This window comes from uncultured Pseudoalteromonas sp. (assembly GCF_963922945.1).
In the GTDB taxonomy this organism is placed as follows: Bacteria; Pseudomonadota; Gammaproteobacteria; order Enterobacterales; family Alteromonadaceae; genus Pseudoalteromonas.
In genome coordinates this window covers 29848-55002 of the sequence record NZ_CAWUKC010000015.1, presented here as the reverse complement: position 1 = coordinate 55002, position 25155 = coordinate 29848, and the positions used below count along the sequence as shown (strand labels likewise).

Sequence of the window (25155 nt, the reverse complement as noted above, 5' to 3'; positions counted from 1 at the left end):
GTTACTAAATTTAGTAATGATTGAGCCAGCTATGTTTTAGCTGGCTTTTTTTATGTCCAAAATTTATCTTATAAATTTTTTAGTTTTATTGGAACTTAATTAAAGCATCGGCGTCTACTATTATGCTTGTTGAATAATTGCAGTTATCACAAGCTTCATGTTGATTTCCCTGATTGGTTACTAAATTTAGTAATGATTGAGCCAGCTATGTTTTAGCTGGCTTTTTTTATGCTTGTATTTCTCCTCTACCCCACACTACTATTATTCGTTATGATGGCATGTCTCTAAATTTTATAAGTTTATTTTATGTTTACTCAGTTAATAACACATATTGATTGGTTAAGTGCCAGCGCAGGGCTCGCAACAGGACTAGTACTATATGTCCTTGTGTCGCTCCCTTCTCGTAATAAGTTAAAACAACACCTTAGTGAGCAGCAGCAACAAGTGTCGTTATTACAAAACCAGTACGACAATAAACAACAACAATACGCGGCTTTACTTGATGAGCACGAGTTGCTCGAGCAATCACATCAAGAACAGCGCGACGAAGCGCAGCATTTTAAAACCCGTTTTAGTGAGCAAGAAAAACAAAGTGTTCAATATAACCACTTTTGGCGTAAAGCCGAAGGCGAACTGACAGCCTTGCGAGAGCAATATAATCAGCGCGATATTGAGCTTAATAATATGCGCACTACGCTTGAGCAAAAACAGCAAAACTTTACCGAACAGCTTGCACAAATTGAGCAAAGCAAAAATGTGTTAAAAAAAGAGTTTGAAAACCTCGCAAATAAAATTTTAGAAGAAAAATCGCAAAGCTTTAAAACCTTAAACCAAGAAAGCATTGAGCAACTATTAAAGCCAGTGCAAGGGGAGTTAAAAGGCTTTAGAGATAAAATGGAGTCTATTCACGTTGAAGATTTAAAACAACGTGCAGCCCTTAAAACCGAGCTTTTACATTTGCAAGCTAAAAGCCAAGCTATTACCGAACAAGCTGATAAGCTCAGTAATGCCTTACAAGGACAAAAAAAGACGCAAGGCAATTGGGGCGAACTAATGCTCGAAAACGTACTCGATAGCGCAGGCCTTCGCGCAGGCACCGATTATAAGCGCGAAGTATCGTTTAATACTGAAGAGGGCCGACTGCGCCCCGATGTAGTGGTGTATTTACCTCAGGACCGCCACTTAGTGATTGATGCTAAAACATCGCTAAATGCTTATACCCGCTACGTTAATGCCGAAAACGAGCTAGAGGCTAGCCAAGCAATTAAAGAGCATGTAAATGCTGTTACCGCACGTATTAACGAGCTTGCCAGTAAATCGTACGATCGCCTCCCAGGTATAAACTCGCCCGAAGTGGTTATTATGTTTGTGCCAATAGAGTCTGCCTTTGTTGAAGCCCTTAAATACCAAAGCGATATTTACCAACAAGCTATCGAAAAAAATATTTTAGTAGCTACACCTACTACCCTGCTTACGAGCCTTAATATTGTTAAACAGCTATGGCGTTTTGAAGAGCAAACAAAATACTCTAAAGAGCTGGCAAATCGTGCTGAGCGCTTTTACAACAAGCTCAATGGCTTTTTAACAAGTATGGAAGGTGTTGGTAAACAGCTTGACCGCGCAAAAGATAGCTACGACAAAGCATTCTCTCAGTTATACCGTGGTAAAGGTAACTTAATTAAGCAAGCGTCAGAATTTAAAGAGTTAGGTGTATCGGTTCAAAAAGAGCTACCTAACGAAAGCGTAGAAAAAGCCCAATTAGAGCTGGAGTAGCTCGACTTTTTACAAGCAAAACTCTTTGCTTAGGCTGCAATTAATTGAGCTCACGGTAAAAATATGAAAACGATTTTTAATTTGTTAGATGAAATCATTACTCAATTCCCTGAAGTTAACGCGTTTATGAGCGTCTATGATGAAGATGAAACCTCGTTTAAAATGGAGGCGTTTTCTAAAGCCACAACACACGCTTTTGCGCTTGGTAATGAGGAGCAAGCCGTGCGTTATTTAAATTACATGGCTGAAAAACTAATAAACGCTGAGGCAAAAGTAATTGAGCACATAGACGTATATTACGTAGAAACATTATTTTGGGGCGCAAGCCCCCACACTATTGCGCTTGGGTGGCCCTTGGTCCCGGAAAGTTTACAAACGCTTTATATTCGTTTTCATGGTAAAGCGCCGCTGAATTAAAAGCGGGTGCCTTTAATACTGTACCTCATTTAAAAGCTCATTGATTTTTTCATCACCAATGCACTCTCCATCCGACCAATTTGTGTTTAACAGGGTAATTAAACTACCAATACGATCAGACTTTTGTTGAAGCTGCTCTATTAGAGCATTGGCCTCTTGTTGCTTTTCAGTGAGACGCTCAATAATCGCTGTGTGATCAAGCTCTTCATTAGGTTTACGTAAAGTGGGTATTTCTTCAAGTGAAAACCCTAAGCTTTGCGCAAATTTAATCATTTTTAGTTGCTCAACACTAAATGCAGTGTATTGACGGTAGCCATTACTATTACGTATGCCTGCAGGGAGCAAACCTATGCTTTCGTAATACCTTATAGTGCTTGTTGCAATACCCGATTGTTTAGCAAGTTCACCTATTTTCACTATTGCCTCTACTATAAAAAGCGGCTTGACCTTAAAGTTGACTTTAAGGTTATAGTGCCTGTAATGTCAATTAATGGTTTATCTCATGTCTAAAAATAAACAACACTACGTATTTACTCCTTTTACTTTACCAAGTGGTTTAACACTTAAAAATCGAGTAGTAAAAGCAGCCATGGAAGAAAATCTCGCAGAGGCTGACTTAACGCCATCGCAGGTGCTTAAAAATACTTATAGCGAATGGGCAAAAGGCGGCGCAGGATTACTCATAACCGGTAATGTTATGGTCGACCACCTTGCAATGACAGGGCCAGGGGGCCTTGCACTTGAGCAACAAACAGATATAACGCCTTTTGCAGACCTTGCACGTTTAGCACAGCAAAACGACTGTAAAGTGGTAATGCAAATAAATCACCCTGGCCGCCAAGTGTTTAAAAAAATGGGTGGCAAAGCACTTAGTGCCTCTAATATTGCGCTTGACTTAGGTAAGCACTCGTACTTATTCGCACAGCCAAAAGCGATGGATAAGAGCGAGATTAATGATGTGATAGCCCGATTTACTCACACGGCGCAACAGGCTGAAAAAGCAGGCTTTAATGGCGTGCAAATACATGCAGCACATGGCTATTTACTCGCACAGTTTTTATCTCCTCTTACTAATAAGCGTGAGGACGAATGGGGTGGTAGCCTTGAAAACCGTGCCCGCTTATTACTCGAAATTACCAAAAGCGTTAAAGCACATTGTAACGAGAGTTTTTCGGTATCAGTTAAGTTAAACTCTGCTGATTTTCAGCGTGGCGGTTTTGAACCAAGTGACGCGCAAGCGGTTGTTGATATGCTAAGCGCATTAAAAGTTGATTTTGTAGAGCTTTCGGGGGGCAGCTACGAAGCACCTGCTATGCAAGGCCAAACCGGGGATGAGCGAACACTTGCGCGTGAGGCGTACTTTTTAGAGTTTGCTAAAGCCATTAGCGAGCAATCAACCATACCGATTATGACTACCGGCGGTATTAGCCGTTTAGATGTGGCAAATAAAGTTATTAGTTCAGGCGTTGCGCTCGTTGGTATGGCGACAGCACTGGCCTATCAGCCACAATTAGTTAATTGTTGGCAATCACAACCAATGCAAAACCCGCTTATGCCACGTGTTACTTTTAAAGACAAAACACTTGCTGGGCTTGCCACTATGGCGCTGGTAAAAAGGCAAATACGCCGAGTAGGCCAAGGCAAACGCGTTAAAACAAATGCCTCGGCTATTTTTACTTTAATAAGTGAGCAAATACGCGCTACAAAGCTTACCAAGCGCTATCGAAAACACTTTGCTGAAGAGCTTAATTAGCTTTACCTAGATTTTACTTATGCCACACTTGAGAGCGTTGATTGATGGGCGTTTGCATATGCCCAGTTAACGCACTCTTGCGCTAAAATTGCAATGGTATCTAGGCAGGTGTCTGGCGAGTGTTTGGCTTGTTCATTTAACACAAGTGGTATTTCTGTACAGCCAAACAACACGCAGTCAGCACCTTGAGCAAGCATTAAGTCGTATGCTTTGCTTAACAAGTGGCGACCTTTATTTAAATCGCCCGCTTTTACAGCGGTTATACCATCCATTATGGCTGCTTGTTGTTGAGTGTTTGGCTCAACAAAATCAATATTGTGCTGCTTAAACGCATTTTGGTAAATGCCCATATTAAGCGTAGCGGTAGTTGCAAGAATACCCACCTTTTGTTTGCCCGTGGCTTTTACTTGTTTTATAACACTTTTTACTATGCTGATGGTGTGAACATCGGCATTTTTAGTGAGCGCATCGTACCAGTAATGCGCAGTATTACACGGAATAACAATACAACTTACACCTAAGCTTGTTAGCTCTTTAAAGCCTTTTTTAAGCTCAAAAAATGGGTTTTCATCTTCAAGACCCATTAAAAATTTTGTTCTGTCAGGAATTTGCGGGATATTCCTTATAAACATAGGTATATGCTCTTGATCATTCTTAGCTGGCGATAGCGCGATGACCTGATTCATAAATGAGGCGGTAGCCAAAGGCCCCATTCCGCCTAATACACCAAGGGTTCTGAGCATGATTGCATTCCGGTTATTGAATTTATAGACTTAATTTATAGTGTTTTATTTAGTTTGAATAATGCTATTATTTTACTACCCATGCATAACTTGCATAACTAAGTAACCGCTATGAATATTGAAAGTAAATGGTTAGACGATTTCTTAACGCTCTCGCACACAAAAAGCTTTTCGCAAGCGGCAAAGCTTAGGCATGTTACACAACCTGCATTTAGCCGGCGTATAAAAGCCCTTGAAGATGCCCTTGGCGCAGCCTTAATTGACCGAGAAAACCTGCCCATTACCCTTACCCCAAGTGGTAAAATATTTCATATAACAGCGCGTAACTTAATTAACCAAATGAATACCTCAGTTAGCATGCTTGAGGAGTTGTCGGTGCAACAAAACTACTCGGTAAAGGTGGCGGCTGCACACTCTTTAGCGAGTTTTTTAACCTTAAAACTCGCTAATTTTCAAACCCAAGATGAGCGCAACATTGTGCTTAATTTAGAAGCTATTGATGTAGATAAAGCCACCGAAGCGCTAGAGCAAGGTGAATGCGACTTGCTCATTGCTTTTGATAACGAGCGCCTTAAACTCCCCCCGTTTAGCCATCAAAAAATAGGGAATGCTAAGTTATTACCTGTTAGCGCCTGTGATGAGCAGGGTAACGCTTTATATAGTTTGGATAGCGATGCGACAATACCGCATTTAGCCTATAGCCTAGACTCCTACATGGGAAGGCAATTAGAACCTATAATATCGGGCGCTAAGCTTAATAAAGTGTTTGTTTCGTCCATGACGGAGCTTTTAAAAGTGCATGCTGTTGCGGGTAATGGTATTGCCTGGCTACCTGACTACGTTATATCGAACGAGCTTAAAAATAATACCTTAGTAGTGGTAGGTAGCAAGCACCACTGCGTGCCAATCACTTACTATGCTTATAGATATCATGCGGCTTTACACCCCGGTGGCGAAAGCGTATGGAATAAATTAACTGAGCTTAATATAAGCTAACTGTAAACCCCCGTTACAGTTAAACAGGCGCTGCTAATTTAAAACGATAACAGCTATGAGTATTGTTATTTTAATTATTTACCTATTTTATTATGGAATTTTATTTCCATAATAATTGGGTGTTTTGTCTCTTTTTTAATAGCGTTGGTAAAGCCAAAATAGCGTCATCAACACAGAGTATTAACTAGCTAAAGAGGCAACTCCCATGAAAGCAATTGGATATCAAAAAAGTTTACCTATCGAAAACGAATTATCACTACAAGACATTGAACTTGAAGCGCCAACAGCACATGGCCACGATATTTTAGTAGAAGTTAAAGCGGTATCGGTTAACCCGGTTGATTTTAAAATTCGCCAAGCAATGCCAGCAGCAGATGGCGAATATAAAGTAATTGGTTGGGATGCAACGGGGGTTGTTAAATCGGTTGGCGAAAACGTATCGTTATTTAAGCCAGGCGACAAAGTATGGTACGCCGGCGACATTACGCGCTCAGGCAGTAACGCGCAATTTCAATTAGTTGATGAGCGTATTGTTGGCCACATGCCAAGCTCGCTTTCTTATGGTGAAGCCGCTGCTTTGCCGCTTACTAGCATCACTGCGTGGGAGCTACTGTTTGACCGTTTAAACGTAGCTAAAAACGATAGCTCTAAAAGCATTTTAGTTATTGGTGCCGCCGGTGGTGTGGGATCAATTATGGTGCAGCTATTAAAACAGCGTACTAAATTAAATATTATTGCCAGCGCTTCTCGCCCTGAAACTATATCGTGGTTAGAAGATTTAGGTGCCGATACGATTGTTAATCACCGTAACCCGTTAAGTGAAGAATTTGCAGCTAAAAACTTAAGCGAAGTAGATTACTTAGTAAGCTTAAACAATACAGAGCAACACTTACTTGAAATTGAAAAAGTGATAAAACCACAAGGCCAATTTGCACTTATTGATGACCCTGAAACACTTAATATTGTGCCATTTAAAAATAAAAGCGTGTCAGTACATTGGGAGCTTATGTTCACTCGCTCGTTATTTAAAACCGACGACATGCAAGAGCAACACGTTATTTTAAACAATGTCGCGACTATGATTGACCAAGGGCAAATTAAAACCACGGTAGGTGAGCACTTAGGTAAAATTAACGCTGCTAATTTACGCAAAGCGCATCAGCACCTTGAAACACAAACAGCTAAAGGCAAAGTAGTGTTAGAAGGTTTTTAAGCTACCTTGCTTATAACATTTTTTTGAGTATACAGGCCCCTAACGGGGCTTTTTAGTGCCTGTTATATCAATCTGCATAATTAAGTATTAATGCGGATTAATGGTATTAATTATAAAGCTGTTTGTAATTAGGAATATGGCTTACCCAAAATGGCGGGCTGCCAATATACTCTTGTACGGTTTTTATAAATTCGCTTACCAGTGGCGTTTGTTTACGGTGCGGATACAATGCATAAATGCCCGCGCCAGAGGCCGAAAGCTTATAATTAGTTAACAGCGGCACTAGCCCCATTTCGTCTATGGGTTTTTCTAGGTTAAATAAATCAAGCATTACATACCCTACCCCCGCTTTTGTGGCATCAAGCATAGCGCGTACATCGCTTACTTTATAATTGCCCTTCATTTTATGGGTTTTGTATTCATCCCCATGAGGCTGGGTACTTAACTTAACTTGATCTAAACTTACATCGCCATTGCCGTAAACGACAGCAGGTAAAGCTAAAAGCTCCTCAGGTGTGTTTGGCATACCATAGCGCGCTATAAAATCGTGCGAAGCAACTAGTGCAAAGTGCATATCAGATATTTTTTTTGCCATTAGGTTTGAGTCGTCAAGTTTGCCAATTCTAAACGCTAAATCGTAATGGTCGCTAATAATATCGTTGCGCTTATCATCAAGCATCAGGGTAATTTTTACCTCTGGGTACTTTTGCATAAATATATTAATAACAGGCTGAATATATTGCTGCCCAAAAAACATGCCCGAGGTTATGCGTAAAATGCCTTTAGGTTTTTGTTGGTATGAGTCGGCAATATTGTGAATATCACTAAGGGTATCTATAAGAATGTGCGCTTGTTGGAGTATTTCATCCCCTGCCGAGGTAAGCGAAAACGAGCGCGTAGACCGGTTAAGTAATTGCACACCTAAGTGGTTCTCTAGCTTTTTGATTTGCTTAGAAAGTGATGAATTATCCATGTCGTTTAATGCGGCGGCCTTTGCAAATGAGCCTTGTTGCACTACATCTACAAATAACGCTAATTGATTGGTTATCGACATGTCATTCTCCTAAATCCCAATACGGTGTATCGGTGTAATAATTACTTGCAAAATCAACAAATGCGCGCACTTTACTGGGTAAAAACTGCCTGTTTGCATACACCATATAAAGCCCCATTGGCTCGGGTTCATACTGTTGTAAAATACGTACCACTTTACCTTGCGCGAGTGCCTCACCAGCTATAAACGTTGGCTGCATAGCAATGCCGCCGCCAGCTATGGCGGTATTGAGAAGTAAGTCGCCGTTGTTAGCCACTAAGTTACTTTCAAGTTTAAACTCGCTTTTAAGTTCATTAACCCCTGTAAGCCTTTTAGCCGGCTCTGCGTTGGCGTAGCGTAAATAATTATGTTGTTGAAGTTCTTGCAGTGTAGTGGGTGTACCGTGCTGCTTTAAATATGCAGGCGATGCAAAGACCGCTAAGCGAATAGGGGCTATTTTTTTAGCAATAAGGGATGAGTTTTTTAACTCGCCAATGCGAATCGCAATATCAATACCTTGTTCAACAATATCAACAAATTGGTCGGTAAGGTTTAGATCTAATTTTAAATTTGGATAACGTTTTTGAAACTCAACCAATAGCGGTGCTAAGTGCCTAACCCCAAACGACATAGGTGCACTAATGCTTAGCACTCCAGAGACATTTTCGTTTAGGTTATCGAGCGAGTTTTCCATATCATCTATGTCGTCTAGCACCTGTAAGCAGCGGGTAAAATAGTGATCTCCCGCCTCGGTAGTGCTTACTTTTCTTGTGGTACGGTGCAGTAAGCGAGTAGCAAGTCCCTCTTCTAGCGTAGACACATACTTGCTCACAAGTTGCGGCGATATATCGAGTTTATCGGCAGCTTTAGAAAATGAACCCTCTTGCACTACGCTCACAAAAGTTTTCATGGTGGTTAGCTTGTCCATAATTAACAATACGTTGTTTGTAATTTATAAATAAATAGCATATTTATCACCAAATTAAAAAGCAATAAAATGGCTATATCAAAATAAACTAATACCAATTCGCTTAATTAAGTGATCTATTTTTAGGATGGAAAAACGTGTTGATAGCTAGGCAAAAAATTTGCTATTTAGTTGTTCTCGGCAATTGCTCCTGCATTGCTCTACCTTCTGCATCCATGCAGTCGTAAATGAGAATTTTTTAACACAGATAGCGGCACGTTTAGCCCCGAAAAATAATTAAGTATTATTGCGCATTGGTATCATTAGGAAATAGTATGGTTCAGCCCACTTTATTTATTTCACATGGCTCGCCAATAATGGCAATTAAGCAATCTCCCACTTCTGATTTTCTAACATCGCTTAGTAAAATACTTAAAACACCGAGCGCTATTATTATTTTTTCGGCCCATTTTGATGTTGCTAACAATGACGCAAGCAACAGCATAGTGATTACTGCAGGCAAAGCGCCCAAAACCATTCACGACTTTTATAATTTCCCTGCCCATATGTATAACATTAAATATCCCGCACCGGGCGAGCCTTCACTTGCTAACGATATTGCAGCGCGCTTTAAAGACAAAGGTATTGAGGCCGAGCTTAATGCAACCCAAGGTTGGGATCATGGAGTTTGGATACCTCTGCGCTTAATGTACCCACAGGCTAATATTCCTATAGTGCAGGTGTCTATAAATACTCGCTTAGGCGCAAAAGCCATGTATGAATATGGGCAATTAATAGCTCCACTTCGCGAGCAAAATATATTAATTATTAGCTCCGGCGGCATTAGCCACAACCTACCCGAACTATTTAAAAAACCACCTACGCCTAATCGCGTTCAAATGGTTAATGAATTTACTCAATGGGTTGAACAAACGCTTTTAGCGCAAAACACAGCCGCCCTGTTAGATTATTTAAACCAAGCACCGCATGTGTTATTTAACCATCCTACTCAAGAGCACTTTTTACCATTATTTGCCGCAATGGGTGCAGGCGGTGCGCAGGTTGAAAAACTCTTTAGTGATACCGAAATGGATATTTTAGCGCTCGATGCATATAAGTTTTATTAATCTTAAGCAGTACAATGCAAGCACCTAGTCGTTTATTTAATCAAAGTGTAATGGGGGTTTACAAGAGTGGTTAATTTAGAGTAACTAAACGAAGGTATAAAGCTAGGGGGGGCTCTTAAGAAACTAGGACTTTGATTTTATATTTTTAAATTACAATTTGTTTAGTTATCAAAAGAGTCATTTAGTAACTTTTTTTCCTCACTTATGTTTTCTAATTGTTTAAGCGTAATTCCTTCCATTATAGGAGCTATAGCTGCATTGGCATCTTTATACCAAGGTTTATCATTATGGGACATATTTAGATCGAATGTAAAATTAGCCATAAGGTAGTGTTTTTTATCTAATAACGTTGCAAAAACGTATTTTTTCTTTGTTTCATTAGAACGAAGCTCAGTATATTTTATCCACTCAATATTATTAAATTTATATTCATTAAATTGAGATATTTCAGGGAAGCCGGCATTAAACATATGAGACTCTATTTGCTCCTGCTTTTCTTCATCTGAAAATGGTGTGGCGCGACGAGCAGAATGAGCTTCTATTTCATTAACTAGTTCAGTGTTATGTCCTTTAAAATATTTTCCTATTGAGGGTGAATTATAATAGTCGTTATATTCTTTCAGAATGGCAAGACCAAGTTCTTCACTACTAGCAACGGGAGATAATAGCTTTCCAAGGGTAATATTTAGACGCAAGTTTCCTAACTCACCTGTCATTGGAGTACGAAATAGAGGCCAGTAAAACCAATAAGACTCGTGAATTGGAATATATTTCGAGTGACGAATTTGACTATGATGATTCTCAAACCAGTTTGGTTCTGTATAAGGATAATTTATAATTTTTGTTCTAGGTGGTTTTAATGGGTTACAAACTGGAAGTGCAACTGTTAATTTAAACTCACCGTCAAGGTAATAATAATCTTCCTGAATATTTTTAAAATCAGGGCCTCCGCGGTAGTTCCTGAGTATTTTTTTCAATAGCATCTAAATATCCTTCTCAATACAACCGCTTTATGTATTTTTTTCTATATAGTTTAGTACATCTTGTGCTCTACGATGATTGCCAGCTAAGCGTAGTTGAGTGTGGTAAGACTCGAGCCCCAGATATGGTAACGTATGGGGACTAGTTAATTCTGTACCTAAAAAAGTTAACCCCATAAACTTTAAGCTACGTACCAAACTGCTTGGGGATAAATTATTTTGTCCTGCCAGGTTAGGTACTAAGTCAAACGGGTTACTATTAGCTTGATGCACTAACATACCTAACCTCGCAGCTGCGGATTTTAATCGTGGAAGGTACGCTCCAGGAGAGTGAACGGCTACTTGTTGGGAAGTTAGTTTAAAAGTGTGGGTTTTAGCATATTCTTCAAGTGCCGCAGTAAAGATAATAGCACCTTGACTGTGCACGACCCATTTTATTTTTTTCCCCTGTTGCTGAGATTGAAAAAAAATAGCCGCTAAATGTTGTGCATTTTGTGATTTAGTCCCTTTACGTTTATCAAATATGCACTCAACAACGTCATAGAGCATGCGATCCGTTGGGTTGTGAAATAAAGTGTATGTATCAAAACTATCCTTAGGGTAAGCTACATCTAAATGAGCACCCATTAACCAAGTAGCTTTATTTAGACTATTCTGCATTCCATTAACTGCGGCATGCTGATTAGATACTTGAGTGGCGCCAGAACCAGATAATCCCCATGAATCTTTACTTTGCTGTAACTCATCACTATCCCAAGCCCCATTAAAGCGTCCACCTTGACGTTTGACGTTATACAGCATGTTACGCTCTAGACTTTCTCTTGGCTTTGGTCCAGTGGCATTAGTATCGAAGTATATATCGTGAATCACAACTTGATTATCTGCAGTGATTTTAAAGTCAATTAAATAGTGATAAGACTTGAACTGATTTTTAGAGCGAAATAAGCGTTTAAATGGGAGAGTGCTGTGTTTAACTGAACTACAACTATTGGGGTTATTGCAAACAAAAGTAATTTCTTCGATAACTTTTTGTTGATCAAATCGATTTAAACTGCCAAGCATAGCTAAAGCTTGTTTCGTTATTAAAATCCGAGTACTTTTTAGTTCTACTGGGTTATAAATCAAGTTATAAGATTGAGCTACACTTTCATCTAAGGCTACATATTCAAAAGCCGATGCTTTCCCTGAGTGCTTCCAAGTCATAATGTTCATCCTTTTACATTTTACAGGAACAAATAATATCTATTCGTAAACATTTCGTCTAGTGTATTTTTAAATCAAATTATAATACTGAAAAATAGTATCCTGTGGTTTTTAACTAGCTAAGCTCCACTCTTTTTTACTCAGCTATCAAAGTAATCAACAACAAAGATAGCCCCTTTTTACCAATATGATAATTAACACTTTAGCGCTTAAAGCAAATAAGCTTTATTAATTTGAGCAATCGTTCAAAGTAAGTTAAGCTCAGAGCGACTAACCTACAAGTAATTTAAATTTATTGGGAGTAAACATGGCAACCACACTCGCATTTGACGTATACGGCACGCTTATAAATACCCATGGCGTACTGACCTTACTTGAAGATATGATTGGCGATAACGCGCAAAACTTTTCAAATACATGGCGCGAAAAACAGTTGCAATACTCCTTTAGGCGCGGATTAATGCAAAACTATATACCGTTTTCGTTATGTACAAAACAAGCTCTCGATTACGCGTGTTTAGCGCATAAAACGCAGCTGAGTGACGATCAAAAGCAGCAACTGCTTGAGCAATATAAAATTTTACCCGCCTTTGACGATGTGAAAAAAGGCCTTGAGCAACTTAAAGCACAAAACTACCGATTGTTTGCGTTTTCTAATGGCGCTGCTGATGCGGTAAATAAATTGCTCGAAACCGCTGGTATTAGTGAGTTTTTTGAAGGTGTTGTAAGTGCCGACGATATAAAAACATTTAAGCCAAACCCAGGTGTTTACAGCCATTTTTTACGCGAAACCAACTCAATGGGTGTAAACACGTGGCTTATTTCGAGTAATCCGTTTGATATAACCGGCGCTATTTCGCATGGTATGCGCGGTGCGTGGATAAAGCGCTCAGAAGATTCTATTTTTGATCCGTGGGAAATTCAGCCTAATACGGTTGCCACTGATTTAGTGGGTTTGAAAAACAAGCTCGAAGAGATCAATTAAGCTGCATTTTTACTTTGATACCCCTCTTTAATACTTTAGCTTTAACTGAGTTGTAAAGGGGCTTACTTTTTATCGTGGTATTGCCCCTTTATAGTACGTTAGCTTTTAGCTCTCTTCTCCCCATTTTTTCAATTCTCAACTTTTGTATTTCACCCACCACACTTATTTTACAAACTGTAATTATTTAGCACACGCTTTTACGCTTTCACATAGCTCATTTTATACACTTTGTTAGTTTTGAATGTAATTACTTATAACTAATCAATCACTTATAAATGCGAAAATAAACCGATATCTAACCCTTAATCATTATTGTAAATGAAAATTGTTACCATTAAGATCCTCAACCCCAATATAAGTACAACCAAGGAGCGAATATGTCACAATTACAATCGGCGCAGCTCAGCCCTATCGAAAATCAAGCAATATTTGAGCAAAACGGGTTACCTCCTCAATTTAATCTCGATCAATTTATTAACTACCAAATAGCGTCTTTGCAGGGGCTTTCGGCTGTACAACAAGCTATGGCTAAAGCGCAAAAGCCGTTTTCTGGCGTGTCGGTTAATACACTTGCCACCACTGTTAACGATGTAGATTTAGCTAAACCTCTTGCTGATTTCCCGGCGGTATTAAACGAGCTTAAAAGTGTGTATTTAGATCACGCTGTGTATTTTCATCACCCGCGTTATATGGCGCATTTAAATTGCCCTGTTACCTACCCAGCGGTTGTGGCTGAGCACATCATTGGCGCAATCAATACCTCCGTAGATACTTGGGATCAAAGCGCTGGCGCGACTCTTATTGAACAAAAATTAATTGATTGGAGCTGTGAAAAAGCAAAGCTGCCAAGCACTGCCGATGGCGTTTTTACCAGTGGTGGTACGCAATCGAACTTAATGGCCATGTTAGTTGCACGCGAAGTAGCTGTGAGTCGTTATGCACCAAATCATGAAGTAAAACTACAAGGTTTGCCTGATGTAGCCTCGCGTTTTCGTATTTACTGCTCAGAGGTAGCGCATTTTAGTATTCAAAAGGCTGCGGCGTTATTGGGCTTAGGTTATAACGCGGTAGTACCTGTGACCACAAACAATAAAATGCAAATGGATATGGATGCGCTTAACCACGCAATTGCCGATTCTAAAGCCAAGGGCGATTTACCTATTGCCGTAGTTGTTACCGCCGGTACAACCGATTTTGGCTCAATTGACCCAATTGAAGACATAGCAAAACTTGCTAAAAAAGAGCAGCTTTGGTGCCATGTTGATGGCGCATACGGCGGCGGATTATTGGTAAGTGAGCATCACCGTAGTGCTTTAAATGGCATAGAACAAGTAGATTCAATTACCATTGATTACCATAAATCGTTCATGCAACCGGTTAGCTGTAGTGCGTTTTTATTAAGTGACAAACGCCACTTTAGCCATATTACCCTTTACGCCGACTACCTAAACCCATTAGCTGAGGCCGGCAATGGCACGCCAAATTTAGTTGATAAAAGCTTACAAACCACACGCCGTTTTGATGCCCTAAAGCTTTGGTTAACACTGCGCACCATGGGCGAGGCGCCACTTGGGCGAGCGTTTGATAAAGTAATTGGCCTTGCTCGTCAAACCCACATTGTACTTAACGACCACCCTGATTTTGAAGTTATAAATTACCCAGAGCTTAGCGCACTGGTATTTCGGTTTGCACCAGAGGCGCTAAAACAAAATCCCGATTTACTCGACTCCCTAAACCTGCACGTGCGCCAAACATTTTTAAACACCGGCGACGCAATGATTGCACGCACCAAAATTAACGGCCGTCATTATCTTAAATTTACGTTACTTAATGCCCAGTGCCAATTGAGCGATGTGCGCGCTGTACTTGAGCAAATTAGCACTATTGCGTGGCAAACGTATAAGGAGCAAAAATAATGAGCAACCAACCTTATGATTTTATAGCCATTGGTCTTGGCCCGTTTAATTTATCGTTAGCGTGTTTAAGTGAGCCACTAGAGGGCGTTAAAAGCTTATTTTTAGAGCAGCGTAGCCAATTTGATTGGCACCCCGGCATGATGCTAGAAGGTGTTACTTTGCAAACGCCATTTATGTCTGACTTGGTGACTCTTGCAGACCCTACCAGCAAGTACAGTTTTTTAAATTATGCCAAGCTTAATAACCGCTTATACCCATTTTATATTCGCGAGAGCTTTTTTTTACTGCGTAAAGAATACAACCTCTATTGCCAGTGGGTGTGCTCGCAGCTGAGTAACGTAAGCTTTGAGCAAAGTGTAACTAAGGTTGAATTTTGTCAGCAAAGTGAGTGCTATACCGTTACCTGCAACACCCCAAATGGGGAGCAGCACTATGTTACGCGCCACTTAGTGCTTGGCACCGGCCCTGCCCCGTACATTCCTGATTGCGCAGTGCAAAGTAACTCAAATAACGTTCTGCACAGTAGCGACTTTTGCCACCGCCTAGATGAGCTAAAAGCTGCTAAACGCATTACGGTTGTGGGTGCTGGGCAAAGTGCTGCCGAAATTTATCACACTTTATTACAACAAGCCGTGCCACAAGGTTTGCAACTAGATTGGATTGCCCGCTCGCCGCGTTATTTTCCATTGGAGTACACCAAGCTTACCCTTGAGATGACCTCTCCTGAATATGTTGATTACTTTTATAATTTAAAAACCGAGCAACGCGACTGGCTTAATCAAAATCAAAAAAACTTATTTAAAGGCATAAATGGCGATTTAATTAACGACATTTTTGACACCCTTTACGCGCAAAGCTTAGATGGGCCCATTTCTACTACGTTTAAAACTAACAGCAAGCTTACTAATACACGTAAAAGTGCTGGGCGCTTAGTGACTGAGTTTTACCATCAAGAGCTAAATGAAGCCTTTGAAATAAAAACCGATTATTTAATTTGTGCCACGGGCTTTAAATACAAGCGCCCCGCTTTTTTAAACCCTATTTCGCAGCAGCTCCCAGAAGATGAACAAGGCCGTTATATAGTAAGCCGTGAATACGCAATAGATACCGACCAAAAGCGTATATTTGTGCAAAATGCAGAGCAGCACACCCATGGTTTTGTAACGCCCGATTTAGGCATGGCGTGTTATCGCAACAGTATAATTTTGCGCGAAATACTCGGTTATGCGCCGTATCAGGTTGAGAAAAAAATTGCTTTTCAGTGTTTTGATTTAAGCGATGTAGAAACCCATTCACAGCAAAAGAGTAACGCCGCATGAGTTTACGTTTAGCGCTTATTTTGCTTACGGTTATTTCGGTGGTGTGCGACACCTTATTACTGCCGTTTTATCCGCAATTTTTTGCCAGCGAATTTTCTGTAAGTAACCCCACGCTTATTGGTGTGTTTGTAGCTAACTGTTGTATTACGGTTATGCTGGCATTACCGATGTGGGCAAAGGTTGCCAAAAAATACCACGAGCTGGCTCTTTGGCTTGTAACCCAAGTAATTGCCGCCTGCTTTGGGTTGCTTTGTTATTTTGCTACTAATGTGTGGGAATTTTGGTTTTATTATCAACTTATGTTGGTGCTTAAAGCCAGTTACCTGCTTATTTATCCGTTTGCACTGCGTTTAGAGCAGCAAAGCAAGCACCTTTCTATTATTGGCTTGTTTTCGGTACTTATGCACTTCGGTGCTATTGGTGGCGCGTTAGTGGGCGGGTACTTTTTTAGCTTAAACGAACCGCGTTATGCATTGTTATTAAGTGCGGCCGGTGATGTAGTACAAGTGCTGCTGTGCGCCTATTTAATGGTGAGCTTAAAGCTAGGTATTTACCAGCAAGCGATTGAAAGCGAAAAACCACGTACTCGCACCCCCTATTTTATTTGGCAATTTTGCTTTATAAGCGTGGTGGTTCACTTTAGCGCGTTTTTAATTAGGCCTTTTTTTACGACCCATTGGCAGGGCATGAGCGCGCAAAGCAGTACGTTTGTAAGCGCGCTTGTGTACGCCATTCCGGCTTTTGCAGCCCTACTCATGCTGTTGTTTAATCACTTTAGGCAGCACTTACCTCTTCCTACATTTAGCCGCACAAGCACATTATTGTGCGCGCTTATTTTTGGCGCTATTGGGCTTTATTTACAGGCGCAAGAGTCGGTGTGGTTAGTTGTCAGCTCGCGCACTCTATACGGTATTGCGCTGTTTCAAGTCATGGTTTTATTAGAGGTTATGTTATTTGCCAAAAGTGAGCCTGCTCACTACGGCAGTGATTTTGCCAAAGTGCATGTTGCGCAAAATATTGGCGTTATTTTAGCGTCGTTATTGGTGGGAATGAGTGTGGAATATTTTAATACCACCGTGCCTTTTTACTTTGCTGCCATTGGCTTTGCAAGCCTTGGCGCTATTTTGCTCTGGCGCGTTAAATTTGTTAGCCAAGCCGCACACACAGCCACTTAATAATTAAATAGATTTAGGAGTTTTTATGTATTTTTCATCTTTTGTAACCACGTTACAACACTCAGGTAATGTGACTATGCGGTTACTAAAGCAAAGCGATATGCCTATTATTTGTCAGTGGCTTACTCTGCCTTATGCGCATTTTTGGGGGATGAGTAAACACACACCCGAGCAAATGTGCAGCGCCTACCAAGATATAATAAACAACCCGCATCATCATGCGTATGTTATTGAGCAAAATAATGAGCTACTAGCCCTTGTTGAGCTTTACAACCCCGTGTACGACAAGCTACTTGCGGCTGCCTATGAGGTAATGCCAAACGATACCGGCATGCATATTTTACTTGCCCCAAATACACAGCCAAAACGCCATTTTAGCTTTGAAATAATGCAGTGTGTATTACACAGTATTTTTACCCATAACGATAATGCGCGCGTAGTGGTAGAGCCCGATATTGCCAATAGTAAAATTCATACCTTAAATAAGCGTTTAGGCTTTGTGCATACTAAGCAAATAACCCTTGGTGAGAAAAACGCCTACCTTGGGTTTTGTAATAAAGCCGCGTTTGAAACGCACGTTAATTTACACCACAAAATCCAAGCCCCCATAAACACCGACTATGTAAAGTTTGATCATTGGCAGTGGGCAAATAGGCACTTACAAAGTAAAGCCATTAGCGAACTTGTACACGAGCGCTTATTGGTTGCAAAGCAAACCCCGCACGGTTTTAAAGTAAATATTGAAGGGGGTTACTTTTTATTTAACGGCCGCGCGATGGCGCTTAACCACATAGATATAGACGAGCCAAGTTTATGCTTTTATAACCTGAACAATGAGCAAGTAGCGCTTGATGTGCTGCACTTTTTTAGTGTGCAAGGCCCTGCGCTGGGGTTAACTGGCGAGCGTTTAGCCACCTACCTTGAAGAGCTTAATGCCACCCTTGTCAGTGCCTGTTATAAACGCGAAAATAACACCCTTAGCGCAGCCGAACTTGCGAAATTAGGGCTGCAACAAATAGAGGCGGCAATGAGCGAAGGCCACCCTGCGTTTGTGGCTAATAATGGCCGAATTGGCTTTAGCAAAAGCGACTTTTTACGCTATGCGCCAGAAGTAGGCAAACCGTTTAAAGTACTTTGGTTAGCGGCGCACAAAACAGTATGTGATTTTGCCCACAGTGAATATTTTAGTGACTACCCAAGCCACATTAGTGACGAGCTTGATTTAACGACTCGTGATGCGTTCAACAAAGCGCTACAAGCGCAAAACCTAAACCCTGACGACTACCTATTTATACCTGCCCACCCTTGGCAGTACCAACATAAATTAAGTGTGGTATTTGCCAACGAGTTTGCCAATAATCGCTTAGTGTATTTAGGAGAAGGCGAGGATTTATATCAAGCGCAGCAATCTATTCGTACGTTATATAATTGCTCGCACCCGCATAAACCGTATTTAAAAGTGGCGCTGTCTATTTTAAATATGGGCTTTATGCGCGGGCTTTCGCGCGCTTATATGGCGGTTACTCCGGCCATAAACGATTGGGTGTTTAATAAAGTAAACCACGACCCAACACTTAGCGCGTGTAACTTTACAGCGCTTAGAGAGTACGCCACGTTAGGGTATGCGCATCACACCTTTGAGCAAAGCGCATTAGGCGATACGCCGTACCGTAAAATGTTTGCGTGTTTATGGCGCGAAAACCCAAACCATAATTTACAAAATAATGAGCAGCTCACCACCATGGCCGCATTGCTGCACCTAGATAACAGCGGTAAAAGTATGGCAGGTGCATTAATAGATCAAAGCGGTTTAAGTACTTACGCTTGGCTACAAAGCTATTTTAATGCCTATCTTATTCCGTTAGTGCATTGTTTTTATGCCCATAAATTAGTGTTTATGCCCCACGGCGAAAACCTTATTTTAAAGCTTAAAAATTCAGTACCTGTAGGCGCTTACATGAAAGACATAGGCGAAGAAGTCGCGCTGCTTAATAGCACTGAGTCTTTACCTGATGAGGTTTCGCGTATTCATATTGCTATGCCAAAAGAGCTTGAATTACTGAGTATTTTTACCGATGTATTTGACTGCTTTTTTAGATACCTAGTCGCTATTTTAGTAAGAGAAGAACGCATAACCGAGCACGAATTTTGGCAAGGCGTTGCGCAAAGTGTAAAAGTGTATCAACAAGCCAACCCAGCCTTAAATGCGCGTTTTAAAGAGTATGACTTTTTTAGTGATGAATTTGCGCACTCTTGCTTAAACCGCTTACAGCTTGGCAATAATAAACAAATGGTTGATTTAACCGACCCCGCAGGCAGCCTACAGTTTGCCGGAAGTTTAAATAACCCGGTATCGGCAAAGCTGTATGGCTAGGCCCATAACCCTTGCGCACTTTTTATTTAGCCCAAATGAGCCGGTTGCAGCGGCTTACCCAAGCTTAGATTTTGTGCGCAAATTAGCGATTTATTGCAAGGTGCATTACCCACATGCGCCTGGGCAATTTATTAGCCGGCATTTATATTTGCAGCTTTGTTGGCAAGCTATTTATGCCTATTGTTATTGGTATACGTGCAAACACAACGCGCATGATCCCATGCAGTTACAGCTCAAAATTAATGGCGCTTATAGCCGAGGGTTTACCCTTACAGGCGCGCCTTTATTAAGCAAAACTGAGCAAAATAATGCGCTTATTGAGTTTATAAGTGTTGCAGGTAAGTGGATAAATACCGATTATGCGCTTAGTAAAAAAGAGCAAGGGCGCTTATTACTCGACACCCTAAACAGTGCATTTGCGCGCGCTCATAGCTTAAATTTAGCAAGCGCTGGGCACATTACACATTGCCATCAACAGTTACATAACTTAATCAGTAATCACTTTAATTTAAACACCTCATTTAAATTAACGGCCGAGCGCTTAACGTGCTGCCGCTATTATTTAGCAGGTTACAACAAATGCCAAACCTGCCCAAAAAAGGATATTAAAACCAATGAACACACGTCTTAAAACGATTGACCTTGCCCGAGGTGCGAGCGTTTTTATTATGATTTTAGTCCACACATTATGGATGTACTCAAACACAACGCTTCAAAGTGAAAGCCTATTTGGCGCTATAATTCATATACTTGGTAAAGGCACCGCCTCGTTTTTAGTGGCTATGGGGCTATCGATGGCGCTTTCGCGTAGGCAAACCCCTTTGCTGTTAATTAAGCGCGGCATACAGCTTTTACTGCTTGCGTATTTAATGAATGCAGCAAAGTTTTGGCTACCCATTGAGGTATTTAATACCATGCCCGAGGCGTTTATAAATGCGTACGGCTGGCAAAGTCCATTGAGTGCTGGGCAGTTACAATTTATGGTGTTAACCGGTGATATTTTACAACTTGCTGGGGTTAGCTTAGTGCTGTTTGGTGCGCTTAATATTGCCCGCTGGAAAACTGCATGGATTGCTTTTTTGGCCGTTGCTATTGCACTTGTAAGCCAGTTTGTAAGGGGGCAGCAGTTTGCGCTTTCGCCTTATATTAGCGATTTGTTTTTTGCTAATAACTACCAAGTTTACTTTCCGGTATTTCCGTGGGCAAGCGCTATATTAACCGGGTACGTGCTTGGGCGTTTATACATTAATAGCCAGTATAATGCTGCGTACTTATTTAGCGTGTGCGCAAAGTTAGGAGCTGCATTATTAGTGATTGGTTCAGCATGGTTATTTATTGATTTTAAAGGTCAGTTTGGTAACTTTTTTCACCTAAATGGCGGCGGTATTATTTATTTAATCGGTTTAAATTTATTTGGATTAGCGGTAATAGAGTATCTCTTTGCGAATAAATTCAACGGTCCTATTACACGGGCTCTTTTGTATGCGAGCAAACATGTTACCGCTTTGTATGTTATTCAATGGGTGCTTATTTGCTGGTTTATGGGTGTGTTTGGTTATCATACGCAGTCGCTTGTGCCAACGTTGTGCCTAATGGCGCTTATGAGTTTACTCACTTTTGCAGTTCACAAAATGTATTTGCAAACTAAGTTAACCCTACTTGGTTTTAAGCAAAAATCTAAACGTGCAGCATAAACTGTAAAGGGGCTTTACGGGCGCAGTTATACGCGCCCTAGCCTGTTTTGATTGCCTCAATTACCGTGTGCATGCGCTTTGCCATTGGCCTATTGCGATGATGACACACATAAATATTTTCGCTGATTGGATTAGCTAAATGGTGCGTTTTAATAAGCGCAGGTTTATTAAAAGCACTTACTGCGTGCGCAGGTAAAACCGTAAACCCCAGCCCTAAACTTACCGGTTCCAGTATTAAACTTATTTGGTTAGAAAACCCGGTACGCTTTATTTGGTCAACATGTTCAAACTCATTGTAGTTTTCGCTAAGTAATAGCTGCGCGTGGTGCTTTGCATCGGGGTGGCCAATAAAGCCAAGCTCACACAAAACCGCCCACGTTGGGTTTTTAATATGTGCAGGGGTTACTAATAATAAAGATTCTTTACCAATTTTATGGCTGGTCACTTCGCTAAGCGTGGGAGCTTGGGTTAAAAAGCCTATATCGGCACTGTGGTTTGCCACGGCTTGCTCTACACTGGTATTGGGTGCAAAGCGATAATCAATATTAAGCTCGGTATGTTTAGCCTGCAGCGCTAACAACTGGCTATAAAATTGCAGCCCACAACTACCTGGCGATTGTATTTTTACTAGGCCACTGTATGGCGAGTCATCTTTTAATTGCTGCTCTAAAACTTGCCATTCTTTTAATAACAAGCTGCCTTGTTGATACAAATTTTGCCCATGTACGGTAAGGGTAAATTGTTTGCCGTGGCGCTCTAATAGCGCGCAGTTTACTTGCTGTTCTAGCTTTTTAATATGCTGGCTTACGCCTGATTGGGTCATAAAAAGGCGCTCGGCGGTTTGGGTAAAGTGATTTACCTCAACTAACGTACAAAACGTGTTTAACCATGTCGGGTTTATCATTACAAAACATACTCAAAATGATGATTAATGATAATTTTACTTAATAACGGCTAATTCGTAAACTAACTCCATCAACTAATCACAGTTAAAGAGGGCATATTATGAGTCATACATATCCACGTAGTTTTTCGCACATTGGTATTTCGGTACCGGATGTTGAAAAAGCCGTAGAGTTTTACACTAAGGTGATGGGTTGGTACACCATAATGGAGCCTACCGTGATCACCGAAGATAACAGTCCAATTGGCGAAATGTGTACCGATGTATTTGGTCCAAATTGGGAAAAATTTAAAATAGCGCACCTTTCAACAGGCGACCGTATTGGTGTAGAAATTTTTGAATTTAAAGACCAAGAAAACCCTAAAGACAACTTTGAATACTGGAAAACCGGTATCTTCCATTTTTGTGTACAAGACCCAGATGTAGAAGGCTTAGCGGAGCGTATTGTTGCTGCAGGTGGTAAAAAACGTATGCCAGAGCCACGTTACTACTACCCTGGCGAAAAGCCGTACCGCATGATCTACATGGAAGACCCGTTTGGTAACATCCTTGAGATTTACAGCCACAGCTACGAGCTTATTTACAGCGCAGGCGCTTACTAAACTGAACTAGTTTAAAAAGGTTGAGCTAAAAACAAAGGCCGCAGAATTTATTACTGCGGCCTTTTTGTTTAGTACGTGGTGCTACTTTTAAAGGGGCTAACTTTTAGCGCCAAGCGAACTGTGCAGGGCATTTTTATAGGCCTCATACGCGGGTATAGCTGAGGTAATAATAGCCGCAACAGTAATAACGGCGATTACTTTTAGCGTTTCAAGGTTAAGCATGTTTGCATTTAAAAATAAGCCATAAGTAGCCCCTAGCCAATCACCTAAAAGCCATAAGGTTAAACTCAGCAAAGCCGTTGCAGCTGCGCTTGCAAGTAGTACTAAAATTAACGCCTCTACCAGTACTAAGCTAAAAATAACGCTTGGCCCTGCGCCCAATACACGTAGCACGGCAATTTCGTTTTTACGCTGAGCCATAGAGGCAAGTAACATGGTTGATAAACCAAATAACGACGATACCAGCACCAAAATACCAATAATGCGTAATAGGTTTTCAACCGTTGCCATCATTTGCCAAAGCTCGGCCATGGCTACACCGGGTAATACGGCCATTAACCTATCGGCTTTATAGTTGTTTATATCGCGCTGTAATTTAAAAGTAGAAAACTTAGATTTTAAACCCAGCATTACTGCGGTAATGCTCTCGGGTGTGGTGTTTACCGAGTCTACATTATTAAGTAATTTAGCTTGTTTTGCCGGTGATAAATGTATGGCCTCAATGGCGTTTAAGCTTACATGTATGGTTTTATCAACCGGTGTACCTGTGGGGCTTAGTATGCCCTTAATTATAAAAGGGGTGTTGTCGTGATGGGTAAAGCTTGTATTACCAATACCATGGGCAATAACTACGCTTTGGCCAATTTTATAATTGAGCTTTTTGGCTACATCGGCCCCTATTACCGCTTCAAATAATGTGTTAAATGGCTGGCCACTACTAAAAGTAAGGGGGTGTTTAGTGCCGTATTTAAAGTGTTCAAAGTAGCTATTATTAGTGCCCATTACTCTAAAACCCCGGTGCGAGTCGCCAAGCGAAATAGGAATTGCCCATTTTACTAATGAGCTGCTCTTTAGGGTTTCATAGCTTGTATAATCAATATTACTGGTAGGGCTGCCCATTCTAAATACTGAGTAAAGCAGCAGGTTTAAATGCCCGCTAGGTGCGCCCACTATCATATCTACGTCTGAAATGGTTCTGTTAAAGCTCTCTTTGGCTTGCTTGCGAATATGCTCAACACTCAACAATACGCTAATACTTATAAGTAATGATAAAAACGTGAGTATGACCGACTTGCGCCGACTACCTAAACTGCTCCACGCTAACGATACTAGCATTTTTCGCCCTCCTCTTTTAAAAGCGAAGTTACATCAACACTTAGTTTAAAAAATTGCTGTAAGTGCATATCGTGACTTACAAATACAAGCGTTATGCTGTGCTGCTTACATAAATCAATGAGTAAGGTCATAAATGCATCGCGCGATGCGGCGTCTAATGCCGAGGTGGGTTCGTCCACTAATAACAATTTCGGTTTATTTATTAAAGCGCGGGCAATAGCTACACGCTGTTGCTGGCCAACACTTAGTGTATTTGCGGCTTTGTGCAAAATAGTAGCCGGTAACTTAAGCGCTAAAAGCAGTGCACTCGCCTCTTGCTCTATTTGCGTATTGCCCGTTTTGGCAAAGTAACTAGCCAGCTGAATATTTTTTAAAACACTTAAATATGGTATTAAATTAAACTGCTGAAACACCACGCCAATGTTCTGGGCTCTAAACTTATCGCGCTTTTTTGATGAAAGCGTTGAAAACGCTTGTTCAAGCAAGGTTATATCGCCACTTTGTGGTGTAAGCACCCCTGCTAATAAATTAAGCAATGTGGTTTTACCTGAGCCAGATTGACCGTGTAAAAACACCTGTTCCCCCTGCTTTACTTGCCAAGTAGGAATATAAAACGAGGTTTTATCGGCTTTGTGATACTTGTAGTTAAGTTGGTTAATATCTATGGCAAAGGGAGTTGAGGCCGAAGAGACTATATTAGGCAAAG

Annotated in this window: 23 protein-coding genes; 14 read left to right on the top strand and 9 right to left on the bottom strand. The window is 40.8% G+C overall.

The annotated features are described in order from the left end of the window. The first annotated feature begins 306 nt into the window (after positions 1–306). Positions 307–1773, top strand: a complete 1467-nt coding sequence (gene rmuC, locus AABI99_RS05550) for a DNA recombination protein RmuC (RefSeq protein WP_338364248.1) — start codon at positions 307–309, stop codon at positions 1771–1773. A gap of 63 nt (positions 1774–1836) precedes the next feature. Beyond that, positions 1837–2190: a hypothetical protein gene (locus tag AABI99_RS05545; protein WP_338364246.1), complete on the top strand. Its 354-nt coding sequence runs from the start codon at positions 1837–1839 to the stop codon at positions 2188–2190. Between the two features lie 12 nt (positions 2191–2202). Here the strand turns inward: AABI99_RS05545 and AABI99_RS05540 are convergent, their stop codons facing one another. Beyond that, positions 2203–2607: a MerR family transcriptional regulator gene (locus AABI99_RS05540; RefSeq protein ID WP_338364244.1), complete on the bottom strand. Its 405-nt coding sequence runs from the start codon at positions 2605–2607 to the stop codon at positions 2203–2205. A gap of 85 nt (positions 2608–2692) precedes the next feature. Between AABI99_RS05540 and AABI99_RS05535 the strand changes: the two genes are divergently transcribed. Beyond that, positions 2693–3943, top strand: a complete 1251-nt coding sequence (locus AABI99_RS05535; RefSeq protein WP_338364242.1) for an NADH:flavin oxidoreductase/NADH oxidase family protein — start codon at positions 2693–2695, stop codon at positions 3941–3943. Between the two features lie 17 nt (positions 3944–3960). Here AABI99_RS05535 and AABI99_RS05530 read toward each other — a convergent pair whose 3' ends face one another. After that, entirely contained in the window at positions 3961–4686 is a 726-nt protein-coding gene (locus AABI99_RS05530) for an amino acid racemase (RefSeq protein WP_004586294.1), read from the bottom strand. A gap of 111 nt (positions 4687–4797) precedes the next feature. On the opposite strand from AABI99_RS05530, the gene AABI99_RS05525 reads away from it, so the two are divergent. Both AABI99_RS05525 and AABI99_RS05520 read left to right on the top strand, forming a co-directional pair. Continuing rightward, positions 4798–5682 carry a LysR family transcriptional regulator gene (locus AABI99_RS05525; RefSeq protein ID WP_338364236.1) on the top strand — a complete coding sequence of 295 codons (885 nt, stop codon included), beginning with the start codon at positions 4798–4800 and terminating at the stop codon, positions 5680–5682. 205 nt (positions 5683–5887) lie between these two features. Continuing rightward, on the top strand, positions 5888–6895 hold the full coding sequence (locus AABI99_RS05520) for a zinc-binding alcohol dehydrogenase family protein (RefSeq protein ID WP_338364232.1): 1008 nt from the start codon (positions 5888–5890) through the stop codon (positions 6893–6895). Positions 6896–7001: 106 nt separating this feature from the next. Here AABI99_RS05520 and AABI99_RS05515 read toward each other — a convergent pair whose 3' ends face one another. Further along, positions 7002–7949 (bottom strand): LysR family transcriptional regulator, encoded by a 948-nt coding sequence (locus tag AABI99_RS05515; protein WP_338364230.1) that lies wholly within the window; start codon positions 7947–7949, stop codon positions 7002–7004. A gap of 1 nt (position 7950) precedes the next feature. Further along, positions 7951–8856: a LysR family transcriptional regulator gene (locus tag AABI99_RS05510; protein WP_338364228.1), complete on the bottom strand. Its 906-nt coding sequence runs from the start codon at positions 8854–8856 to the stop codon at positions 7951–7953. A gap of 314 nt (positions 8857–9170) precedes the next feature. Here AABI99_RS05510 and AABI99_RS05505 point away from each other — a divergent pair, with 314 nt between their 5' ends. Beyond that, positions 9171–9962 (top strand): class III extradiol ring-cleavage dioxygenase, encoded by a 792-nt coding sequence (locus tag AABI99_RS05505; protein ID WP_338364226.1) that lies wholly within the window; start codon positions 9171–9173, stop codon positions 9960–9962. 161 nt (positions 9963–10123) lie between these two features. On the opposite strand, the gene AABI99_RS05500 is transcribed toward AABI99_RS05505, so the two are convergent. Both AABI99_RS05500 and AABI99_RS05495 read right to left on the bottom strand, forming a co-directional pair. Then, the gene (locus tag AABI99_RS05500) at positions 10124–10945 is read right to left on the bottom strand and encodes a hypothetical protein (protein ID WP_055017053.1); all 822 of its coding nucleotides are present in this window, start codon (positions 10943–10945) and stop codon (positions 10124–10126) included. 27 nt (positions 10946–10972) lie between these two features. Further along, positions 10973–12145: a hypothetical protein gene (locus AABI99_RS05495; RefSeq protein ID WP_338364223.1), complete on the bottom strand. Its 1173-nt coding sequence runs from the start codon at positions 12143–12145 to the stop codon at positions 10973–10975. A 307-nt stretch (positions 12146–12452) separates the two neighbouring features. Between AABI99_RS05495 and AABI99_RS05490 the strand changes: the two genes are divergently transcribed. The 7 genes from AABI99_RS05490 (at position 12453) to AABI99_RS05460 (ending at position 21608) form a co-directional block, all read left to right on the top strand. Then, entirely contained in the window at positions 12453–13130 is a 678-nt protein-coding gene (locus AABI99_RS05490; RefSeq protein ID WP_338364221.1) for a haloacid dehalogenase type II, read from the top strand. Positions 13131–13507: 377 nt separating this feature from the next. Continuing rightward, the gene (locus AABI99_RS05485; RefSeq protein ID WP_338364218.1) at positions 13508–15046 is read left to right on the top strand and encodes an aspartate aminotransferase family protein; all 1539 of its coding nucleotides are present in this window, start codon (positions 13508–13510) and stop codon (positions 15044–15046) included. Continuing rightward, positions 15046–16365 (top strand): SidA/IucD/PvdA family monooxygenase, encoded by a 1320-nt coding sequence (locus AABI99_RS05480; protein WP_338364216.1) that lies wholly within the window; start codon positions 15046–15048, stop codon positions 16363–16365. Before AABI99_RS05485 ends, AABI99_RS05480 begins: the two co-directional genes overlap by 1 nt. Then, positions 16362–17540 (top strand): MFS transporter, encoded by a 1179-nt coding sequence (locus AABI99_RS05475; protein ID WP_338364213.1) that lies wholly within the window; start codon positions 16362–16364, stop codon positions 17538–17540. Before AABI99_RS05480 ends, AABI99_RS05475 begins: the two co-directional genes overlap by 4 nt. 25 nt (positions 17541–17565) lie before the next feature. Continuing rightward, a complete protein-coding gene (locus AABI99_RS05470) occupies positions 17566–19914 on the top strand; it encodes a GNAT family N-acetyltransferase (protein WP_338364211.1) in 2349 nt (782 codons plus the stop codon). Further along, a complete protein-coding gene (locus AABI99_RS05465; RefSeq protein ID WP_338364209.1) occupies positions 19907–20545 on the top strand; it encodes a hypothetical protein in 639 nt (212 codons plus the stop codon). The genes AABI99_RS05470 and AABI99_RS05465 overlap by 8 nt, the downstream gene beginning before the upstream one ends. Then, on the top strand, positions 20529–21608 hold the full coding sequence (locus AABI99_RS05460) for a heparan-alpha-glucosaminide N-acetyltransferase domain-containing protein (RefSeq protein WP_338364208.1): 1080 nt from the start codon (positions 20529–20531) through the stop codon (positions 21606–21608). Before AABI99_RS05465 ends, AABI99_RS05460 begins: the two co-directional genes overlap by 17 nt. A gap of 37 nt (positions 21609–21645) precedes the next feature. Here AABI99_RS05460 and AABI99_RS05455 read toward each other — a convergent pair whose 3' ends face one another. Continuing rightward, entirely contained in the window at positions 21646–22512 is an 867-nt protein-coding gene (locus AABI99_RS05455; RefSeq protein ID WP_338364206.1) for a LysR family transcriptional regulator, read from the bottom strand. A gap of 101 nt (positions 22513–22613) precedes the next feature. Here AABI99_RS05455 and AABI99_RS05450 point away from each other — a divergent pair, with 101 nt between their 5' ends. Then, the gene (locus tag AABI99_RS05450; protein ID WP_054982007.1) at positions 22614–23114 is read left to right on the top strand and encodes a lactoylglutathione lyase family protein; all 501 of its coding nucleotides are present in this window, start codon (positions 22614–22616) and stop codon (positions 23112–23114) included. 96 nt (positions 23115–23210) lie between these two features. Here AABI99_RS05450 and AABI99_RS05445 read toward each other — a convergent pair whose 3' ends face one another. Both AABI99_RS05445 and AABI99_RS05440 read right to left on the bottom strand, forming a co-directional pair. After that, positions 23211–24449 carry an FtsX-like permease family protein gene (locus AABI99_RS05445; protein WP_338364201.1) on the bottom strand — a complete coding sequence of 413 codons (1239 nt, stop codon included), beginning with the start codon at positions 24447–24449 and terminating at the stop codon, positions 23211–23213. After that, positions 24443–25108, bottom strand: a complete 666-nt coding sequence (locus tag AABI99_RS05440) for an ATP-binding cassette domain-containing protein (RefSeq protein WP_338364250.1) — start codon at positions 25106–25108, stop codon at positions 24443–24445. The genes AABI99_RS05445 and AABI99_RS05440 overlap by 7 nt, the downstream gene beginning before the upstream one ends. Positions 25109–25155: the final 47 nt, after the last annotated feature.

Excerpts from the sequence above, each read along its gene's own strand:
- rmuC (WP_338364248.1), top strand. The coding sequence starts at position 307 with ATGTTTACTCAGTTAATAACACATATTGATTGGTTAAGTGCCAGCGCA.
- AABI99_RS05545 (WP_338364246.1), top strand. The coding sequence starts at position 1,837 with ATGAAAACGATTTTTAATTTGTTAGATGAAATCATTACTCAATTCCCT.
- AABI99_RS05535 (WP_338364242.1), top strand. The coding sequence starts at position 2,693 with ATGTCTAAAAATAAACAACACTACGTATTTACTCCTTTTACTTTACCA.
- AABI99_RS05530 (WP_004586294.1), bottom strand. The coding sequence starts at position 4,686 with ATGCTCAGAACCCTTGGTGTATTAGGCGGAATGGGGCCTTTGGCTACC.
- AABI99_RS05525 (WP_338364236.1), top strand. The coding sequence starts at position 4,798 with ATGAATATTGAAAGTAAATGGTTAGACGATTTCTTAACGCTCTCGCAC.
- AABI99_RS05520 (WP_338364232.1), top strand. The coding sequence starts at position 5,888 with ATGAAAGCAATTGGATATCAAAAAAGTTTACCTATCGAAAACGAATTA.
- AABI99_RS05515 (WP_338364230.1), bottom strand. The coding sequence starts at position 7,949 with ATGTCGATAACCAATCAATTAGCGTTATTTGTAGATGTAGTGCAACAA.
- AABI99_RS05510 (WP_338364228.1), bottom strand. The coding sequence starts at position 8,856 with ATGGACAAGCTAACCACCATGAAAACTTTTGTGAGCGTAGTGCAAGAG.
- AABI99_RS05505 (WP_338364226.1), top strand. The coding sequence starts at position 9,171 with ATGGTTCAGCCCACTTTATTTATTTCACATGGCTCGCCAATAATGGCA.
- AABI99_RS05500 (WP_055017053.1), bottom strand. The coding sequence starts at position 10,945 with ATGCTATTGAAAAAAATACTCAGGAACTACCGCGGAGGCCCTGATTTT.
- AABI99_RS05495 (WP_338364223.1), bottom strand. The coding sequence starts at position 12,145 with ATGACTTGGAAGCACTCAGGGAAAGCATCGGCTTTTGAATATGTAGCC.
- AABI99_RS05490 (WP_338364221.1), top strand. The coding sequence starts at position 12,453 with ATGGCAACCACACTCGCATTTGACGTATACGGCACGCTTATAAATACC.
- AABI99_RS05485 (WP_338364218.1), top strand. The coding sequence starts at position 13,508 with ATGTCACAATTACAATCGGCGCAGCTCAGCCCTATCGAAAATCAAGCA.
- AABI99_RS05480 (WP_338364216.1), top strand. The coding sequence starts at position 15,046 with ATGAGCAACCAACCTTATGATTTTATAGCCATTGGTCTTGGCCCGTTT.
- AABI99_RS05475 (WP_338364213.1), top strand. The coding sequence starts at position 16,362 with ATGAGTTTACGTTTAGCGCTTATTTTGCTTACGGTTATTTCGGTGGTG.
- AABI99_RS05470 (WP_338364211.1), top strand. The coding sequence starts at position 17,566 with ATGTATTTTTCATCTTTTGTAACCACGTTACAACACTCAGGTAATGTG.
- AABI99_RS05465 (WP_338364209.1), top strand. The coding sequence starts at position 19,907 with ATGGCTAGGCCCATAACCCTTGCGCACTTTTTATTTAGCCCAAATGAG.
- AABI99_RS05460 (WP_338364208.1), top strand. The coding sequence starts at position 20,529 with ATGAACACACGTCTTAAAACGATTGACCTTGCCCGAGGTGCGAGCGTT.
- AABI99_RS05455 (WP_338364206.1), bottom strand. The coding sequence starts at position 22,512 with ATGATAAACCCGACATGGTTAAACACGTTTTGTACGTTAGTTGAGGTA.
- AABI99_RS05450 (WP_054982007.1), top strand. The coding sequence starts at position 22,614 with ATGAGTCATACATATCCACGTAGTTTTTCGCACATTGGTATTTCGGTA.
- AABI99_RS05445 (WP_338364201.1), bottom strand. The coding sequence starts at position 24,449 with ATGCTAGTATCGTTAGCGTGGAGCAGTTTAGGTAGTCGGCGCAAGTCG.